General features: G+C 65.3%; 23 protein-coding genes. 20 read left to right on the top strand and 3 right to left on the bottom strand.

Annotated features, from left to right (window positions below; all coding sequences use genetic code 11):
• The first annotated feature begins 12 nt into the window (after positions 1 to 12).
• The 16 genes from rplS (at position 13) to WFJ36_RS03725 (ending at position 11653) form a co-directional block, all read left to right on the top strand.
• On the top strand, positions 13 to 363 hold the full coding sequence (rplS, locus tag WFJ36_RS03650) for a 50S ribosomal protein L19 (protein WP_025103348.1): 351 nt from the start codon (positions 13 to 15) through the stop codon (positions 361 to 363).
• Positions 364 to 482: 119 nt separating this feature from the next.
• Positions 483 to 1208, top strand: coding sequence for a signal peptidase I (gene lepB, locus WFJ36_RS03655; protein WP_071328532.1), 726 nt, complete (start codon positions 483 to 485; stop codon positions 1206 to 1208).
• Entirely contained in the window at positions 1205 to 1864 is a 660-nt protein-coding gene (locus WFJ36_RS03660; protein ID WP_336642662.1) for a ribonuclease HII, read from the top strand. Before lepB ends, WFJ36_RS03660 begins: the two co-directional genes overlap by 4 nt.
• A gap of 56 nt (positions 1865 to 1920) precedes the next feature.
• Positions 1921 to 2247 carry a DUF2469 family protein gene (locus WFJ36_RS03665; RefSeq protein WP_017204525.1) on the top strand — a complete coding sequence of 109 codons (327 nt, stop codon included), beginning with the start codon at positions 1921 to 1923 and terminating at the stop codon, positions 2245 to 2247.
• A 111-nt stretch (positions 2248 to 2358) separates the two neighbouring features.
• Positions 2359 to 2721 carry a YraN family protein gene (locus tag WFJ36_RS03670; RefSeq protein WP_336642663.1) on the top strand — a complete coding sequence of 121 codons (363 nt, stop codon included), beginning with the start codon at positions 2359 to 2361 and terminating at the stop codon, positions 2719 to 2721.
• On the top strand, positions 2718 to 3674 hold the full coding sequence (locus tag WFJ36_RS03675; protein ID WP_336642664.1) for a YifB family Mg chelatase-like AAA ATPase: 957 nt from the start codon (positions 2718 to 2720) through the stop codon (positions 3672 to 3674). The genes WFJ36_RS03670 and WFJ36_RS03675 overlap by 4 nt, the downstream gene beginning before the upstream one ends.
• A gap of 131 nt (positions 3675 to 3805) precedes the next feature.
• Entirely contained in the window at positions 3806 to 4984 is a 1179-nt protein-coding gene (locus WFJ36_RS03680) for a hypothetical protein (protein ID WP_336642665.1), read from the top strand.
• A gap of 401 nt (positions 4985 to 5385) precedes the next feature.
• Entirely contained in the window at positions 5386 to 6048 is a 663-nt protein-coding gene (locus WFJ36_RS03685) for a hypothetical protein (RefSeq protein ID WP_336642666.1), read from the top strand.
• Between the two features lie 652 nt (positions 6049 to 6700).
• Positions 6701 to 7003 (top strand): hypothetical protein, encoded by a 303-nt coding sequence (locus WFJ36_RS03690; protein ID WP_336642667.1) that lies wholly within the window; start codon positions 6701 to 6703, stop codon positions 7001 to 7003.
• A 265-nt stretch (positions 7004 to 7268) separates the two neighbouring features.
• Complete coding sequence (locus WFJ36_RS03695; protein ID WP_336642668.1) at positions 7269 to 8141, top strand: bifunctional DNA primase/polymerase; 873 nt, start codon at positions 7269 to 7271, stop codon at positions 8139 to 8141.
• On the top strand, positions 8138 to 9298 hold the full coding sequence (locus tag WFJ36_RS03700; RefSeq protein WP_336642669.1) for an AAA family ATPase: 1161 nt from the start codon (positions 8138 to 8140) through the stop codon (positions 9296 to 9298). Before WFJ36_RS03695 ends, WFJ36_RS03700 begins: the two co-directional genes overlap by 4 nt.
• A gap of 569 nt (positions 9299 to 9867) precedes the next feature.
• Positions 9868 to 10122 carry a hypothetical protein gene (locus WFJ36_RS03705; protein ID WP_336642670.1) on the top strand — a complete coding sequence of 85 codons (255 nt, stop codon included), beginning with the start codon at positions 9868 to 9870 and terminating at the stop codon, positions 10120 to 10122.
• Positions 10122 to 10424, top strand: a complete 303-nt coding sequence (locus WFJ36_RS03710; RefSeq protein WP_336642671.1) for a hypothetical protein — start codon at positions 10122 to 10124, stop codon at positions 10422 to 10424. Before WFJ36_RS03705 ends, WFJ36_RS03710 begins: the two co-directional genes overlap by 1 nt.
• A 42-nt stretch (positions 10425 to 10466) precedes the next feature.
• Positions 10467 to 10628, top strand: coding sequence for a hypothetical protein (locus WFJ36_RS03715; protein ID WP_336642672.1), 162 nt, complete (start codon positions 10467 to 10469; stop codon positions 10626 to 10628).
• Positions 10629 to 10653: 25 nt separating this feature from the next.
• Entirely contained in the window at positions 10654 to 11262 is a 609-nt protein-coding gene (locus WFJ36_RS03720) for a recombinase family protein (protein ID WP_336642673.1), read from the top strand.
• A 31-nt stretch (positions 11263 to 11293) separates the two neighbouring features.
• Complete coding sequence (locus WFJ36_RS03725) at positions 11294 to 11653, top strand: hypothetical protein (protein WP_336642674.1); 360 nt, start codon at positions 11294 to 11296, stop codon at positions 11651 to 11653.
• A gap of 88 nt (positions 11654 to 11741) precedes the next feature.
• Here the strand turns inward: WFJ36_RS03725 and WFJ36_RS03730 are convergent, their stop codons facing one another.
• Together WFJ36_RS03730 and WFJ36_RS03735 are read right to left on the bottom strand one after the other, a co-directional pair.
• On the bottom strand, positions 11742 to 11993 hold the full coding sequence (locus tag WFJ36_RS03730; RefSeq protein ID WP_336642675.1) for a hypothetical protein: 252 nt from the start codon (positions 11991 to 11993) through the stop codon (positions 11742 to 11744).
• A 122-nt stretch (positions 11994 to 12115) separates the two neighbouring features.
• Positions 12116 to 13693, bottom strand: a complete 1578-nt coding sequence (locus WFJ36_RS03735) for a recombinase family protein (RefSeq protein WP_336642676.1) — start codon at positions 13691 to 13693, stop codon at positions 12116 to 12118.
• Here WFJ36_RS03735 and WFJ36_RS03740 point away from each other — a divergent pair.
• From WFJ36_RS03740 to WFJ36_RS03750, 3 genes are read left to right on the top strand one after another with little or no spacing between them, the layout of a single operon-like run.
• Positions 13683 to 14336, top strand: a complete 654-nt coding sequence (locus tag WFJ36_RS03740; protein WP_336642677.1) for an ATP-binding protein — start codon at positions 13683 to 13685, stop codon at positions 14334 to 14336. The genes WFJ36_RS03735 and WFJ36_RS03740 overlap by 11 nt on opposite strands.
• A complete protein-coding gene (gene dprA, locus WFJ36_RS03745) occupies positions 14333 to 15523 on the top strand; it encodes a DNA-processing protein DprA (RefSeq protein ID WP_292789508.1) in 1191 nt (396 codons plus the stop codon). Before WFJ36_RS03740 ends, dprA begins: the two co-directional genes overlap by 4 nt.
• A gap of 56 nt (positions 15524 to 15579) precedes the next feature.
• Positions 15580 to 16482, top strand: coding sequence for a tyrosine-type recombinase/integrase (locus tag WFJ36_RS03750; RefSeq protein WP_336642678.1), 903 nt, complete (start codon positions 15580 to 15582; stop codon positions 16480 to 16482).
• Positions 16483 to 16503: 21 nt separating this feature from the next.
• Here WFJ36_RS03750 and WFJ36_RS03755 read toward each other — a convergent pair whose 3' ends face one another.
• Positions 16504 to 17109, bottom strand: coding sequence for a peptidoglycan DD-metalloendopeptidase family protein (locus WFJ36_RS03755; protein ID WP_336642679.1), 606 nt, complete (start codon positions 17107 to 17109; stop codon positions 16504 to 16506).
• Positions 17110 to 17412: 303 nt separating this feature from the next.
• On the opposite strand from WFJ36_RS03755, the gene rpsB reads away from it, so the two are divergent.
• A complete protein-coding gene (rpsB, locus tag WFJ36_RS03760) occupies positions 17413 to 18354 on the top strand; it encodes a 30S ribosomal protein S2 (RefSeq protein WP_025103356.1) in 942 nt (313 codons plus the stop codon).
• Positions 18355 to 18377 lie beyond the last annotated feature (23 nt).

The raw sequence follows: 18377 nt of genomic DNA on the forward strand, positions 1-18377 counted from the left end.
AGAGAGACGATCATGCAGATCCTCGACGCCGTCGACGCGGCTTCGCTCCGTTCCGACATCCCCGAGTTCTTCCCCGGTGACACCGTCAAGGTGCACGTCAACATCACCGAGGGCAACCGCTCCCGTATCCAGGTCTTCCAGGGCGTCGTCATCGGCCGCCAGGGTGACAGCGTCCGCGAGACCTTCACCGTCCGGAAGATCAGCTTCCAGGTGGGTGTCGAGCGTACCTTCCCCGTGCACTCCCCGGTGATCGACCACATCGAGGTCGTCACCCGCGGTGACGTGCGTCGCGCCAAGCTCTACTACCTGCGTGAGCTCCGCGGCAAGAAGGCGAAGATCAAGGAGAAGCGCGTCAACAACTGACGCGAAGCTTCTTCACAGCACCCCGGGACACGATGTCCCGGGGTGCTTTCGTTCCGCCCCCGGTGTGCGAACCTTGTTACTGCCGTGCGCTCGCGGTGCACTCTTCGAGAAGGAACCAGATGACTGACTCTCCGTCCGCACGCCCGACACGACGGCGGCGCGGGTTCCTGGTCTTCCTCCGCGACGTTCTGGTCATCGTGGTCATCGCCGCGCTGGTGTCCTTCGTCATCAAGACGTTCGTCGTGCGCTCGTTCTACATCCCGTCGGCCTCCATGGAGCGGACGCTGCTGATCGACGACCGCATCCTCGTCGACGAGCTGACGCCGCGCTGGACCGGCTACGAGCGCGGCGACATCGTCGTCTTCAAGGACCCGGGGGGCTGGCTCGACCCGATGCCGCAGACCCCGGCACAGCCGCCGCTGGTCCAGGCCGTCGACTGGGTGCTCACTTTCGTGGGCATCTCGGCCACCGACACGCAGGACCATCTCGTCAAGCGGGTGATCGGGGTCGAAGGCGATCACGTGGTGTGCTGCAACGCGTTGGGGCAGATCACCATCAACGGGGCGCCGATCGACGAGTTGAGTTACCTGAATCTCCCCGAGGGCGACACCGCGGCGTCGAACGAGCCGTTCGATGTCGTCGTCCCCGAGGACTCCGTGTGGCTGCTGGGTGACAACCGCGACCGGTCCCGTGACGCGCGCGCACATCAGGAGTTGCCCAGCGGCGGATTCGTCCCCGTGTCGAACATCGTGGGCAAGGCGTTCCTGACGACGTGGCCGCTCGACCGATTCGGACCGATCGACGGCCATCACGAGATCTTCAACGGGGTCCCGGATCCCGAATGACCGTCATCACGCCCCGACTGACCCTGGAGCGGAAGCTCCTGGGGGAGTGCGACCTGATCATCGCCCTCGATGAGGTCGGCCGCGGCGCATTGGCGGGACCGGTGGCCGTCGGGGCAGCCGTGATGGACGCCAAAGGCGCCCGCCGTCGGGTTCCGGAGGGCCTGCGCGACTCGAAGCTGGTCCCCGAGCGTCGGCGCCCCGACGTCGCCGCCCGGGCGGCCTCCTGGGTGCAGGCCTCGGCCGTCGGCTGGGCGACCGCGGCGGAGGTCGACGAGGTCGGGATCATGCGGGCCCTGGGCCTTGCCGCCTCGCGGGCCGTGGAGGCGGTCGTCGCGCAGGGGGCTACGCTCGAGAACGCCCTGGTCCTGCTCGACGGCAACCACGACTACGTCTCGCGTGTGCATCCGGTGCCGCTGCGGGTGCGCCCCGTCATCAAGGCCGACCGCGACTGCGCCTCGGTGTCCGCGGCCTCGGTGATCGCGAAGGTCGCGAGAGACGGTCTCATGGCGGAGCTGCACGAGGACCATCGCGACTATCAGTGGGACCGCAACAAGGGGTACGCGAGTCCCGAGCACCGGGAGGCGATCCGCTCGTTCGGCCTCTCGCCGTTCCACCGGTCCTCCTGGGCGATCGCCGACGCACCGACGCTCTTCTGAGCGGTCACGGCCGGGATGCCGCGCCCAGCGTCCGGCGACCATAGGATGGACTCATCATGGATGAGGAAGCCTTCGACGACTACGACCGCGAGCTCGAGCTCGCGCTGTTCCGCGAGTACCGCGACGTCGTCTCTCAGTTCCAGTACGTCGTGGAGACCGAGCGTCGCTTCTACCTGGCCAACGAGGTCAACGTCGTGCGACGGGACACCGAGCACGACTTCTACTTCGAGATCTCCATGAGCGACGTGTGGGTGTGGGACATCTACCGGGCCGACCGCTTCGTCAAGGCCGTCCGGGTGCTCACGTTCAAGGACGTGAACGTCGAGGAGCTGCAGCGCCGCGAGTTCGAACTGCCGCAGGAGCTCTCCCTCGACGGAGAGTGACGCGGCACGCTGTTCCTGCACAGCGGCGGCATTTTTCGTCGTTTCCACAACCTCTGAACTGTTCGCGTGGGACCACGACGGTGACGGAGTGCTGACGTCCATCCTGTCGGGATGGCAGCGAAAGACGACCTCGGGCGAGCCGGGGAGCAGCAGGCAGCGGATTATCTGACGAAGCGCGGGTATCGGATCGTCGACCGCAACTGGCGGTGTCCCCAGGGGGAGCTGGACATCGTCGCGATCATCGGCCCCCATGTCGCGGTGGTCGAGGTCAAGACGCGGCGGTCAGCGGCGTTCGGGCACCCGTTCGATGCGATCGACGACCGCAAGCGGCGCCGGCTGTGGCGACTCGCCTATGCCTGGCGTGCGGCACACCCCGAGCTGGCGCGCGGACGGACCCTCCGGGTGGAAGCGGTCGGCATCATCGGCGCGACCTCGGCGACGGCCTCGGTCGAGCACCTCGAGGACATCGCATGAGAACGGCGCGTACCTGGTCCGTGGCGCTCACCGGGGCCGAGGGGCATGTCGTCGAGGTCGAGGCCGACCTCTCCGCGCAGACGCCGGAGTTCCGGATCATCGGCCTCCCGGACAAGTCCCTCGGCGAGGCCGTGCAGCGCGTGCACAACGCCTGCGAGAACTCCGACCTCCCGCTGCCGCGGCGACGGCTGACCGTCAACCTCTCGCCGGCGAGTCTGCCGAAGCACGGGGCCGCCTTCGACCTGGCGATCGCGGTGGCCTGCCTGGCCGCTGGCGACGCGATCGCCCATCGCGCGGTCCGGCAGACCGTGCATCTGGGAGAACTCGGGCTGGACGGGAGGCTGCGTCCCGTCCCGGGCGTGCTGCCGGCCGTCTTCGCCGCCGCTCGCGCCGGCTTCCACCGCGTGATCGTGCCGCACGGCAATGCGGCCGAAGCGATTCTCGTCGCCGGCGTGGAGGTGCGTGCCGCCGCGTCGCTCGCGGAGGTCGCCGCCTGGCACGGCGCGGACGTCGAGGTGCCCGATGTCGAGCCGGTTCCGGGGCCACAGCCGCCGGAGGAGAAGGCGGACGAGCGCGACCTGAGTGACGTCCTCGGGCAGGAGGAAGCCGTCGAGGCGCTCATCGTCGCTGCCGCCGGTGGCCACAACATGCTCCTGAGCGGTCCGCCGGGAGCAGGGAAGACCATGCTCGCGGGGCGCCTGCCCGGCATCATGCCGCCGCTGACCGAGGAGGAGGCGATCGAGGTGGCCTCGGTCCGCTCCCTCTGCGGCGAGGCCGTGACCGGACTCGACCACCAGCCCCCGCTGGTCGCTCCGCACCACAGCGCCTCGGTGGCGGCGATGGTGGGAGGCGGATCGCGGACGGCACGTCCCGGCGCGGTCGCCCGGGCGCATCGGGGCGTCCTCTTCCTGGACGAATCAAGTTGTCGAACTTCAATACCAAAAGATTCCTGACAGCTAGATCCATGTCCTAGTACAATCAATTGCAACGGAACAACCAGTGGTCGACCGTGGAACCGCAGAGCGGAGAGGTTGAGCCTAGCCCCCCTCCTGGACTCGTCAGCCGGTGTCATCCAGCTCGACCCGTGGTCGCGCAACCCATCTCAACGATTGGAGTTGCCATGGACCTTCTGATCCGTGACATCTACGGAGCCGACCGAGGCTTCAACGTCGCTGCGGATATCCTGACGCGCACCGCGGACGGTTACCCGTTGATCGACATCTACCGCGAGTACATCGACGCGCTGACTGAGTGGAACCGTCAGCGCAATGTCTTCGCGGCGCTCTTCACGTCTGCAACGACTGACTCCTTCTTCCAGCTTCCTAAGGAACCGGGCAAGGGCGAGGACTTCGAGCCGTCGAGTGAGTTCGGTGTACCGAAGTCGCAGCGACGTGGTATCGACTACTTCCGCATGGGTCTCCCGCTTGAGTGGAAGGACCTATCGACCCGCTACACGCAGTCGTTCCTGCGAGACGCCTCCCGTGAGCAGGTGGACCTCCAGTTCCAGAGCGTCCTCGATGCCGACAACCGCATGGTCTTTCGACTGACTATGCAGGCTCTCACGAACCGGACCCCTTTGGGATCCCGTGACGTGAATGAGAACGGCGTGGAGATCTTCGACCTGTGGGACGGCTCGACCGGCGAGGTTCCGCCGTCTTTCGGTGGCAAGACCTTCTCGTCTGGACATTCCCACTACCTGGTGTCAGGGGCCGCGACCCTCGACTCCGGGGACGTTGAGGCACTCATCACGACCATTCAGGAGCACGGCTTCGGACTGCGCAACTCGGGAGAGCGCCTGATCGTGCTCGTCCACCCTGACCAGTCCGATGCAATCGCGACGTGGCGTCGCGGTGTCGAGAACGCAAACGGTGCTGTCGCCAAGTACGACTTCATCCCGGCTCAGGGTGCTCCGGCGTACCTCACCGACGAGACCATCGTTGGCGACCGCCCTCCCGCGACCTACAACTCGCTGGCGATTGAGGGTTCGTACGGCGATGCCTGGATCGTCAAGGACTATCAGGTGCCGACGGGCTACGTGATCGCGGTCTCCACAGCGGGCTCCGGCTCAGTGCGGAATCCGCTCGCAGTCCGTGAGCACGTCAGCGCCGAGTGGCGCGGCCTTCGACTGATCACGGTCGAGAATCACCCGCTCCGGAATGCCTACTTCCAGCGCGGCATGGGTGTGGGAGTGCGGGAGCGCTCCGCGGCTGCCGTCATGCAGATCAAGGCTTCGGGGTCCTACGTGAATCCGACCTGGCCGTAGCGAGGCCATTCCGTTTCCGGCAGGTTCCTTCCTTCGCCTGCTGGGAACAAACCAGGGCGCCGTGCCGTGTGGCTCCGGCGCGGCGCCCTGACCACTCGTAGAGCCACAGATTGGGAGAGCCACTCCAATGTCTTTCATCAACTCACTTCTTTCAGGACAGGACATCGCAACGGCGCGTGCGGTCCTCGACTTCAAGAACATGACTCCGATGGGCGCTGGCTTCGATCCAGAGCTTCGGAGCAACTTCGAAAGCGCGCTGCGTAACGAGGTAGAACCTATTTCTGAGCGCCTCCACGCGGCCGTCAGTGCCCATGTGAGCGCTGATCCTGGCGTCCGTGCCCTCTCGGACCAGTTCGAAGCTGAACTAGTCGCTACGCCGCGCAGAGGGCGTCGGGGCTGAAATGTCCAGAGTTCACTGCAACGCGACCACCCGAGCCGGTACCCCGTGCCGTCGATGGGCCGTCCACGGTTCGAAGGTCTGCCAGGCGCACGGCGGCGGCAAGCACAAGCCGAACGACGTGATCGCGAAGGCACTCGACGGCATCGACGCACCGCGGTGCCGGTACACGAAGCGCAACGGCGAGCAGTGCAAGCTCGCACCGATCAAGGGCGGCACTGTCTGCAAGAAGCACGGCGGCGCTGCGGCGCACATTCAGCGCAAAGCACAGGAGCGGCTTCAGGCGATGATCATGCCTGCTCTCGTTGAGCTCAACAAGATTCTCGAAGCTCCGAGCACGTCGGACGGTGACAAGCTCCGAGCCGTCTCGATGGTTCTCGACCGCACCGGCTTCGGCAAGGGAATGACCATCGAGCACAAGCAGGACAAGCCGTGGGAGGTCACCATGCAGCACATCCTGACTGAAGTCCCCGAGGGCTACGACCCGTACGCGTTCGAACAGATCGAGGACGCCGAGGTCGTGGAGGAATCCCTGCCTCCGGTCTCGGACATGTCCAAGCTCGAACGCTTCGACGGACCGCGGATCGTGCCGGACGCCGAGACGGGTCGCGGTCGTATCCGCGGCTCTGCCGATCCGATCCAGAGAAGGAATCCCTACGATGAGTGACCGGGTACCTGAGTCCGAGTTCTCCCCAGATCGAGCGCGAAACCCGCTGCCGATGCCTACAGAGCCGGATGCGCCGCCGAGCGAGTGGCGTGCGTGGCTCGACTCGAAGTACGCGAAATACGGCTGTCGATGATCACTGCGGTTGGGGAGAAGGGTTGGCGCTTGCGTTCGGCAGGTGGTCAATCTTGGGGAACGTACCGACAGACCTTCTTCGCTGTCGCCCCGGAGTGTCCGGACTCGTCTCATGCCACACGCAACTGCCTCTGTCGATCCTTCAAGCGTCGAGAACACGCGATTGCGTACATTCGGCAGCACGACGACAGCGTTGCTTAGATTTCCTGGTATCGAATCGATCGAGGGTTGCGAGAAAACCCGTCAGATTGACGCTCAGCAACGCTCAGACAGTGATTCACCGCTCTCGGTCGGTGTTGATCGAGTGCTAGGACTGGTGTAACAAAACGGATCGATAACGGGCGACAATTCGTTGCAATAGCTTGATATTGTTGTTGTATCGAACCAATCGCGAACGCGCCGATCTGATCTCTGCTTCCAAGTCTGCGAAGCAACTCAGCTAGTCGGGCGAGGCTCGGACCTCCGGTTAGTACACACGGACAGAACCTCTGGTCGATCACACCGATAGGTGGTGATCCCAGTGGCACTCCCACAGCGACGACAGCAACTCGCCAAGTTCATTCCGTTCCACGACTGGACGACCAAGACCCTCACTGCGGAGATGAATCGCCGTCTCCCCGATGAGCACGAGCGGTTGACTGAGACTCATCTGACCCTCATTGCTCACGGTCGCAGGTACCCGTCGCCGGATGAGATAGATGCTCTCGAAGCGATCTTCTCGACGCCGATCGAAGTCCTGCTTGACGCCGCGATGTTGCGATTCCGGGACCGCGCCAAGTGGCCTCCGTATCGCCGTGGCTACGAGCGCGGGGGCAAGCGATGAACTCCCCGGCGGAGCAGGAGACTGCTCCCGTCGTGATTCCGGACGAGTACGTGGACGCCGCTGTCGCGTTCCTCCGCGGGTTGGAGGTCTCCAATGCCGCTCCTGCATGAGAAAAGGGCCGCTGCCCAAAGCGACCCTTCTCTCGATGATCCAGCCGCCAACCCGATCAACAACGATTTTACCAGGTCAGAGGATGAATCCTGGGGTTGGGCTCTCGTTCTGAGTTTCCAGCTCGCGAGTCTTTCAGCACTGGTAGGTGGTCACAGTGTCTGACCTCGCACCGTTCCGAGTGTTCCCAGTCCGCTACGGCACCAAGATTCCTCTCGTGAGCGGGTGGCAGAACCGAGCTACCCGCAACCCTGCCCAGATCGAAGCCTGGCGAGCCGAGTTCCCCGGATGCAACTGGGGCATCAGGACGGGGGAGGGCTTCGGCGTCATCGACCCGGACACGAAGAAGGCTCCCGAGTGGTCGCCGGGCGGCTACGGATCCTTGATCGACCTCGAGGAACGGTTGGCGATCAATTGGCCGACCTTCCCACTGGTCGCGACGCCTCGCGGTCACCACCTGTACTTCCGGTACGAAGGGAACCTAACGTCGTTGGTTCCCTGGCTCGATTGGGTGGACCTACTCGCAGACGGTGGCCGGTTCGTCGTGGCTCCCGGTTCCGTCGTGTTCCCAGAGGACGGCGGTCCCGAGGTCCGCTACGAACTCGTCCGCGGCGACCTCCGGGAGATTCCCTACGCGCCTCCCACGCTCCTTGCCGAGATGGGCGCGCGTCGAGCGCGTTACGGCGGGTCTCGCGGCGCGAACGGTCGTCGGCTCGGAGACCTCGACAAGCTCGAACCAGACGCCTACTACGTCAAGTACGGCTTCTCCGGCCACGACGGGTCGTTGGAGCGCAACAACACCTGTCACCGGGTCATGTCTCGATGGTTCGCACGACACGGCCCAAGTCGAGAACTCGAAGGTTTCGCAGTGGCGTGGCTCATGTGGGAATCGACCTTCCAAGGAGAGAACCCGTTCTCGTGGGAGGAAGCCAAGGTCGCAGTCGCCAGCGCTCGCAAGTTCATCCACGGCGAGTACGCGCCGTACATCGATGCCGCACGTCGGCTCTTCACGGAAGGAGATCAGTCGTGAGTACTCCCTCCGAAGACTCGATCATGTCCCTCGCTCGAAGCCTCAAGGACCAGATGGGCAAGGAGCATGGCTCGTCGCGCCGACGAATCTCTGCGCTGTCCCTCGAAGGTCTGGAGGGCGACTACACCGAGTGGGCCGAGACAAGCGCGGTACCACTCGGCACGATCACGGCGCTCGCCGGTCGAGCCGGAATCGCGAAGTCCACCGTCCTTGCCGAGAAGACTGCGCGGTGGACTCGCGGCGACATGGACGGCGACCTGAAGGGCCGGCCGGTGGGCGTCCTGATCGTCTCGGGTGAGGACGACGTGAAGCGCCAACTCGTGCCGAGACTGAGGGCTGCTGGCGCTGATATGCGGTACGTCCATGCGATCCAGGTGCATTACGACAGCGAGGTCAACGGCGAAGAGACGGAGACTGTCCTTGACCTCAGCGAAGACCTCGAAGAAATCGAGCGACTGATGATCGACACCGGTTCGCGAGTCCTGATCATCGACCCAATTGTGTCGTTCATCGAGGGCAACCCGGATCGCGTCAAGGAGGTCCGAAGGGCACTCGATCCCATCGCGGCAATGGCTCGTCGCCTGAACGCTGCCGTGATCGTCGTAGGCCACTTCCGGAAGGGCGGCAGCGGACCGGTAGGGGACATGCTGTCGGGTTCCCACGCCTGGCGAGACATCGTGCGGTCGTTGATCATCATGGCGAAGGACAACGACTCCGGGGATCGGATCATCACTGTCGACAAGCTCAACTACGGACAGGACGGTAGCTCCTGGCGTTACGAGGTCCAGACGGTCGAAGTCCCCGTGTCCGGTGGCAGGACAACGCAGGTTGGTCTGGCCGTCCACATGGGTGTCTCTGATCTGTCCGTGGGCGACCTGATGGACCGTGAGAAGGAACAGAGCCACAAGCGAGAGCAGCAGCACGGTCTCAAATGGGGGATCGAGAAGGTCATCGAAGCTCTCGACAGGAACGTGAAGCCCACGGAGCTACACGCGATCTTCAAGGAAGAGAAGCCGGGAACGATCAACGCGTACTTGAAGAGACTGGCTGACGACTTTCGAATCCACCGCACGACGCACGGGTTCTACGCGCCCCTCTCACACGCCACCCTGTTCGCCGCCGTGGATGCCGAATCTCAGGAAGTGGAGACGCCCTAGAGCGCGCTCGCCCTTGAATATCAACGAGCTGTAATTATTGTCAACTTAGGCGTACTGGTTGACGATAATTACAGCTCGTTTATATAGAGCGAGGTAGCTCCAAAGTACGAAACGAGCTGTAATTTCCCGACTTCGACCGTAGGTCTGGGCACCTACGAATGGGATAGCTAAGAGCGGTAAAGGCCTAGAGAAGCACTTTCAGGGACCGAATCGGGACCGTTGAGGGCGATTTGACTGAAAGATCCGTCCCTAGAGCAAGGGCGAAACCTCTACCTACGACCTCTCTAGAGCACGCACGGCAGTGAATCCACCTGCCGGGATCACGACAGACCTGCCACGAACGTTGCTGAGCGTCAATCTAACGGGACATTTCGCGGGGTTGGTATCGATCAACCCGAGGCAACTGTGGGCGACGCTGTCGATGCCGTAGAGCAACGCCCTAACCGCCTGATGAGAGGCGATTTATCGAGTTCGCTCGAACCTGACATGGGCAATGCTTCCTGGTTGAATTGTTGTAACAGGAATTGCATTGCGCAATTCCTGTACGACGTTAACGAAGGAATGAATTCATGGAATCTGTAGCGCCATTCAGTCGCACGAACCACCTGCCTCAGCGCGAGACTCGCGAGTCTGCTCGACAGCTCATCAAGTCGTTGAAGAAGTACCAGCTCAACGAGTTGGCGATACTCCTTGCCGCGATCCACGAAGAGGACTCAGGTCAGGGCGCCGGACAGATAGTTTACGAAGAGCTACGCGCTGCCGGTCACTCTGCCGAGGCCGAGAGCTTCATGGTCGTCCACATGAACATGATCGAGGTCCACTGATGTCGCTCGATCTGTACTGGACGCGCTACGACCAGACCCTTGCACGTATCCGTGCCGAGCGACCGACCACCTTTGCCGGGGTCAAGCTCGTACTCGATACCTTCGAACAGAAGAACAGCGGAGACGCCTTCTTTCCTGGCGGCGCTGACGACACCCTTGCCGACGCGATCATGGACGCGGGTTGGAGCGTTGACTTCGAGGAAGGGGATTACCTCTGGACAGGCGTGCACCCGACCAGCGGAGCCGTGATCCACTACGTCGAGGGTGACCTCTACTGCCTGATGGAAGGCCGCGTCGCATGAGTAGGATTCAGACAGCAGGCACCGACGAGAGGGCACGCCGCCATGTACAAGGTTCATCTCAACAGCACCACAGGCTACTGGCCGTGCGGCGCAACCTCTCCTCACGAGACCTCGGACAACCCCGACGACGTGACCTGCCACCTCTGCAAGAAGTGGCTCGACGATCGAGCCGCGCAGGGCAAGTTCGGCATGCCCGTCGAGTAGCACTGCAAGCGATCACGGGTCTCTCATGAACGTGATCGGCTATCTCCGAGTCTCGACGGATCGGCAGGACTATGGCGTTGACGCTCAACGAGAAGTGATCGAACGCGAGGCTGAGCGCCGCGGGTGGACCGTCCACTACATCGTTGACCACGGTAAGAGCGCTCGCTCCCTCCGACGCGACGGCGTTCAACAGGCTCTAAGCCTCCTTGCCTCGGGGGAGTACGACACTCTCGTGATCGCGAAGCTCGATCGGTTGTCTCGCTCTGTCGTGGACTTCGGCAACATTCTGCGAACTGCGACGAAGCAGGGTTGGAGTCTGATCGCCCTCGACCTTGGCATCGACATGACCACGGCGACCGGCCAACTCGTCGCCGGGATTCTCATGCAGGTCGCCGAGTGGGAGGCGAAGATCATCGGAGAACGCACCAAGGCCGCTCTCGCCGTCGCCAAGAAGGAGCGCGGTATCGTTCCCGGCCCTGCGTCCGCTATCCCTGCCGAGGTCGCTAGCCAGATAGCGGCGATGCGCGCCAAGGGGCTGACCCTTCAGGCAATCGCTGACGACCTCAATTCGGCCGGCATCGCTTCGCCCAAGGGCGGCAGGTGGTACCCGACCAGCGTTCGAAGGGCTGCGTAAGAGCGTGAATGGCTACCGATATGCTTTGCCCATGAGCGACTTGATCCTGCACACGAAGAGCCGCATCAGCGGGAAGAACGCTGACGTTCACATCTACGGCAACCGCATCGAGTGGGCGATGGAACCGCACAGCATGGGCTACAACATCACGGCCCTCGTGCTCCCGCTGTTCACCGCGTTCCTGAGCCTGATCTGGATGCGTCCTTCGTTCAAGACTCAGGCAACTGAGGTGATTCCGGCGTCGAAGATCACGTCCATTCAGACGAAGAAGGACGGGGCTGTGAACACGAAGGTGATCGTGATCACGTCTGGCAACACCATCGAGTTCCGTACCTCGCACGACAAGGCGCAGCAGATCAAGTCGGCACTGACCGGGCTGGCGACTCAGTAACCTGCCCTACCAGCGTCAACGAGACAACGGCCTACAACCCACAACGGCAAATCGACCGTCGCGAGTTGTAGGCCGGAGTCAGATTCGCTCAGGCGACGGTCTTACCCGCGCTGTTGCGCCATTCCCTCGGCGGCTCAACGAGATGTTCGACGATCAACCGCTCTACCTCGCGCCCCGCCGAGTCGGGATCGAAGATGATCCCTTCGGACACGCCAGTGAGGTACCGCGTTTCACTGTTCTCGGGCGCATTCGCATCCTCGATGCCGATCGAGTAGGAGCCATCCTGTTCGAGCGTGACGGTCGCGATGATCGACGTGCTGATGATGTCTTCGGCGTGCATTTCAGTTCCTTCTACGGGAGCGACGTTTGCGCTCTACCGCTGAAGGACTTTCCCGCTGGTTGTTAGCCGGTGTGCCGCCCTAAGTGCCTTGCCCGAATGGGTGCGAAGGCACTGTAGCACTGTTACAGTTCCCACTTCCAGCGAATCTTGATCCTCGACGCCGTGGCTGCCTTGACGATCTCCCACTGCGCGGCCTTGTGTTGTTCGTCGGTCTCGTCCTTGAGCTTGCGCCGAGTTCGTTGGGTTCCCTCTGGGTAGGGATGGACCTCGATCCTGTCGATGAACAGCCGCAGGAACGACCGGCGATCCAGCACCGGCCATTCGCGCCAGTTCTCCAACTTGCCTTCCTGCAGGACGGCATCGAACATCGGACGACCGATGAGCGCGTTGATGCGCTTATCAAGGTCGTCCATCTCAGCGCGGATTCGTGCGACTTCGGCTTTCGCCCGGCGCTCGTCCCACGCGCCGATCATGACAGCGCGGCCTACGCCGTCGAGCTCGTTGTTCAACTCGCGGCGACGGTCCTCCAACTCGACCAGTTTGTTCTCTGCCTCGGGACTCTTCTCCTGCATGCGCGCTTTCCAGCGCTCGGTGTCATGGAGCGCCGCGATGACTCGCTCGAACACGAGTTCTTCCAGAGGATCGTGCGCGATGGTTACCCGGCCCGTGTCCTCCCAGACCTCGATGCGTTCGCCGTTGCGTGTCCGAGTGCGCTTAATGCGAGGGTGCTTGTCGGAGGGGCCGTGAACGCGAGCCATGCAACCGAGAGTCGCGGTGCTCGTTCCCTTGCCCATCCCCGTTGACTTGCTGTGCGTGATCAACGGCTTGCCGCAGAGTCCGCAGACTGTCAGCCCGCCGCCGAGTGCGCGTTTTCCTCCGTTCGCGCCGGGGGAGTGGACGACCTTTCGCGATGGGTCCGTGAGTAGGGCCGTCAGACGGTCGAAGGTCCGCTCATCGATGATCGGCTCCCAACCCTTGTGGCCGGTTGATGTTTCTCCGAGCATCGACCGATTTAGAAGGATCGGTCGCAATCCGGTCTGTCGCCAGTGGTGGCCGTACCGCGTTGTCTCGCCGCGGTTGTTCCACTCAACGACGATTGAGTGGAGCGCCTGTCCACGGTCGAGGAGTCGAGTCGCTGCCTCGTGAATCAGCTTGACCTCGGCAGGGTTGGGCGTCAGATTCTTGGTCTGGGGGTCGACCTGATAGCCATAGGGCGCTGCGCCTCCGTGCCACTCGCCGTTCTGCGCCTTCTGGAGTTTGGCGCGCTTGATGCGCTCCCCGGTTCGTTCGGCTTCGGCCTGGTCCCAGACAGCAATCGTGAGCATGGCAGCCCTGCCGTCGGCGGTATCGAGGTCGTGCTGACCAGACGCCACCGTGTGGATTCGCATGCCGGTGCGCTTGACGACATCGATGAGCGCCTGAATCTCTGCGACCCGTCGCGTTAGTCGGCTGTTGGAGTACGCGATGATCGCGTCCACCTGCCTATCCTTGGCGGCTTCCATCATGCGGACGAAGTCAGGACGTGGCTTGTCCGTGAGAGTGCTGGCCGACGTGTCGTTGTCGGAGAACAGGATGATGTGGTCGTATTCGAGTCGGTTCGCCAGGTCTCGGCAGTCCTGTTCCTGCCGTGTAACTCCGAGAGCTTTACCCTCGGAGTCCTTGGAGATGCGGGTGTAGATCGCCGCGGTTTTGGTTCCCATATTCAATTGTATTGTACTTCGACAATTTGCTGAGGCGGCGGAGTTCCCGCGGGTGGCCCTGGACGCGCTCCGTCAGCCCCTCGAGACGGGGTTCGTCGATGTGTATCGCTCCGGCTTCGTCGTGCGATTTCCGGCGCGTTTCCAGCTGCTCCTGGCGATGAATCCGTGTCCCTGCGGCAACCGGGGCGTCCGTGATGGCGACTGCATCTGCCCGCCTCAGGCGCTACGACGGTATGCCACGCGGCTCTCCGGACCGTTGCGCGATCGGCTCGACATCGACCTTCCGGTCACCCGCGTCGCGGCTTCGCGCTCGGTGACAGAGGAGCGGTCCGGTGTGACGACGGTCGAGGCCCGGAACCGCGTCGGCACGGCGCGCGCACGGGCGGAGCATCGATGGCGCGGCACGCCGTGGCGTCGGAATGCGGAGATCCCCGGCACTGTGCTCCGGCATGGCGGCTACCGTCTCCCGTCGGACGTGCGGGCCGGGCTCGATCGGGCCTTGGAACGCGGGGCGTTGACACTGCGTGGTTACGACCGCGTCCTCCGGGTGGCATGGACCATGGCTGATCTGGCCGGACGCGACCGCCCCGGCACGGACGAGGTCGGGCGGGCGCTGCTCCTGCGGACGGGGGTGGCACGATGATTGACGGACTCCTCTCCCAAAAGGACGCTCTCGACGCGGCGCGAGGCGTGCGCGGAGCAGAGGAGGTGACGGAGGCGCTGGCGCGAGTCGCCTGGTCCGTCATCGCTGACCCCGGGGACGCCGTCGCCGCGACGCTCGTGCGAGAGTTCGGACCGGCCGACGGGCTGCGCTTCGCGCTGGACGGGGCGGGACGGCCGTGGCCGGTGGTCCGGGCCGTGGGGGCACGACGGGCCCTCGACGACGCGCGCGCTCGGTGGCGGCAGCGCGCCGATCCGGCGGCGGTGATCGGCGCCCTCCGTGGCGCGCGGAAGACGGGTGCGAAGCTGCTGCTCCCCGGAGACGCCGACTGGCCGCTGTCTGTCGACGATCTCGATGCGGAGGCGCCGATGGTGCTGTGGGTGCGCGGGCGCAGCGACCTCCTGACGAGCGCTGCGCGCGTTGCGATCGTGGGAGCCAGGGCGGCCACCGCCTACGGGGAACGTGTTGCCGCCGACATTGCCGGAGACCTGGCTGTCGGGGAGACGGCGGTGGTGTCCGGCGGCGCGTACGGCATCGACGGCGCAGCACACCGCGCCGCGTTGACCGTCGGCGGAGGCACGATCGCGGTGCTCGCCGGGGGAGTCGATCGTCCGTACCCCGCCGGTCATCGGAACCTTCTGTCGCGCATCGCCGTCGACGGGGTCGTCGTCAGCGAGGTGCCGTGCGGGACGGCCCCGACGCGCTGGCGCTTCCTCGCGCGCAACCGGCTGATCGCGGCGCTGGGGCAGGCAACCGTCGTCGTAGAGGCGGGATGGCGCAGCGGCTCCCTCAACACGGCGGGGCATGCGGCGACACTCGGCAGGCCGCTCGGCGCGGTGCCCGGTCCCGTCACCTCCGCCTCGTCGGCCGGCTGTCACCGGCTGCTCCGCGAATACGACGCGGTGTGCGTCACCTCCGCGGCGGAGGTGGCCGAGATGCTCCCGGCCGGCGCGCGGTCGCAACGGGGACACGATGCGACGGACGACGCGCGGGTCGTGCTCCTCCGTGCGCTCAGCACCCGAGCCACTCGCACGGAGGCGGAGCTCGCCCAGCGCGCGGATCTCACCGTCGAGCGGACGAGGGCCCTGCTCGGGCTGCTCGACCTCGACGGACTCGCGCGGCGCGACGGGGACGGCTGGCGCGGCGTGGGCGCGGCACGCACGTCGTAGACAGGCTCTCGGCGGGGCGCTTCGCTCTGCAGGCGGGGGAGCGGCAGGCTGGGGATATGGACTTCGCGGTCGCTGTCGAGGCGTTCGCCGACCACCTCGAGAAGGTGCGCCGGCTCTCGTCGGCGACCGTGAAGGCGTACCGCTCCGATCTGCGAGACCTCGGGGCGAGCGTGGGGGGCGGCCCGGTCGACCGGATCGACCTGGAGATGCTGCGCGAATGGCTGTGGCAGGCCACCCAGCGCGGCGACGCCCGTGCGACGCTGGCCCGACGCGCGGCCACGGCGCGAGCGTTCTTCGGGTGGGCGCGCGAGCAGGAGCTCATCCCTGTCGACCCCAGCCTGCGGCTCGTGGCGCCGAAGCGCGCGAAGACGCTGCCGACGGTGGCGTCGAAGGACGCGATGTCGGAGCTGTTGGAACGACATCGGCAGGCGGCGGCCTCGGGTGACCCCACCGCCCTTCGGGACCACGCGGTGCTGGAGCTCCTCTACGGAGCCGCGGTCCGCGTGTCCGAGCTCTGCGGCCTCGACATCGACGACCTGGATCTCGATCGGGGGACGGCCCTCGTGCGGGGCAAAGGCGACAAAGAGCGCGTCGTCCCGTTCGGCGCGCCGGCGCGGGATGCGCTCACCGCCTATCTGCGTCGCGCTCGACCGGCTCTGCTCGCGCGGTCCGGCGCCGCTTCGCCCGCCGTCTTCCTCGGCAGTCGCGGGGGACGTGTCGGTCCGCGGACGGTCTACGAGGTGGTCGCCCGTGCGCTCGCGCCCGTCGTCGGCGCCGAGACCGTCGGGCCGCACGCCCTCCGCCACACAGCCGCGACCCACTTGCTGGACGGCGGTGCCGACCTCCGCGCGGTGCAGGAGATCCTCGGTCACGCGAGCCTGGGGACCACGCAGATCTACACGCACGTGTCGGCGGAGCGACTGACGGCAACGTATCGCCTGGCGCACCCCCGGGCCTGAACGCGGAGCCCGCCCGTCGGATCATCCGTCGCAGCAGGGCAGGAGGCGCGCCCGCAGGAGACCGCCGAACAGGAGCATCGGGTTGATGTACTCGCCGTCCCGTCGCACGCCGACGTGCACCGAGTCGGGGGGAGTGTGGCCGCCCATGGCGATCCGGCCGATGTCCTGGCCTCGGTGGACCGCATCCCCCGGGCGCAGGGGCGACTCCACGGGTTCGACCGTGCTCACGAGGCCATCCGCGTGGCGGATCGTGAGCAGCGGACGATCAACGACGACGCCCTGGAACGCGACGACTCCCTCCGCCGGGGCGACGACGGTGCCGCCCGCAGCCGCGGCGACATCCATCCCGCGGTGGCCGGGGCCATAGGCATGCGCCGGCGCGCGGTAGGCGACGCTCACGCGGCGCGTCCCGTCAACGGGCCAGTGCCACGGGGCGTCAGAGACGAACCCCTCAGGCACGGGCACGAGGCCGTGTGCAGCCGACGCCGCTCGCGCGACGGGAAACGGCGCGAACGGAGCGCCGCCGCACAGCAGGACGACTGCGGCGAGCACGGCGGTGATCGCCACCCGGAAGGCCGGAGAGTGGTGCCGACGAGAGCGAGGCCGACGAGGGGACGGAGGAGTCATCACGCGAGTGTGCGCCAGGGCCGCCGCGGGGGTGCAGTATCCGTCCGCCGCGCCCCGGTGCCAGGGGAGAAGGCCGAGCATTGCGCCGCTGTGGAGGACGAGCTGGCGCCGCATGATCCTGTATGCTGGACGAGCACCTCGATCTCGGGGTGACTACGCGTGCCCAGAGCGACTCCGTCGTGGCTTCCACTCCCGCAGGTCCCGTTTCCGAACGGGTGGGTGTGAGCCGGGCACCAGGATGTCCGACCGTCCGGTCGGCACGACAACCTCAACGGCGCCCCGCGCCAGAATCAGGAGACGACCATGGCTGTGGTCACCATCCGCCAGCTGCTCGACAGCGGCGTGCACTTCGGACACCAGACCCGTCGGTGGAACCCGAAGGTGAAGCGCTTCATCCTCACGGAGCGCAGCGGCATCCACATCATCGACCTCCAGCAGTCGCTTGGCTACATCGACAAGGCGTACGACTTCGTCAAGGAGACCGTCGCCCACGGCGGCACCATCCTCTTCGTCGGCACGAAGAAGCAGGCGCAGGAGATCCTCGCGGAGCAGGCCACGCGCGTCGGCCAGCCCTACGTGAACCAGCGCTGGCTCGGCGGCCTCCTCACCAACTTCTCCACCATCGCGAAGCGTCTCGCCCGCATGAAGGAGCTCGAGGAGCTCGACTACGAGAACCCCTCCGCCTCCGGCTTCACGAAGAAGGAGCTGCTGCTCAAGAAGCGCGAGCTGGACAAGCTCCACAAGTCGCTCGGTGGTATCCGCAACCTCACCAAGACGCCGTCCGCCCTCTGGGTCGTCGACGCCAAGCGTGAGCACCTCGCGATCGACGAGGCCAAGAAGCTCGGCATCCCGGTGATCGGCATCCTCGACACCAACGCCGACCCGGATGACTTCCAGTACCCGATCCCCGGCAACGACGACGCCATCCGTTCGGTGTCGCTGCTGACGCGTATCATCGCCGACGCCGCCGCCGAGGGCCTGCAGCAGAAGCACAACCCGGAGTCGGGCGACGCGGAGCCGCTGGCCGAGTGGGAGAAGGAGCTTCTCGAGGCTCCCGTGCAGGAGTCCGCTGACGCTGCCGAGGTCGTGACCGCGGACGACGAGGCCGCTGTCGTCGAGACCCCGGCCGCCGACGCCACCGCCGCCGACGAGGCCGGTGCCCAGGCGCACGACGAGGCGATCGCCGCCGCTTCCGGTGAGGAGACCGCCGAGGTCGCCGCCGCCGAGGCCGCAGACGCCAAGTAATCCCTCGTACACCCACACAACGA

The sequence above is a fragment of the Microbacterium sp. MMO-113 genome (genome assembly GCF_037148555.1).
In the GTDB taxonomy this organism is placed as follows: domain Bacteria; phylum Actinomycetota; class Actinomycetes; order Actinomycetales; family Microbacteriaceae; genus Microbacterium.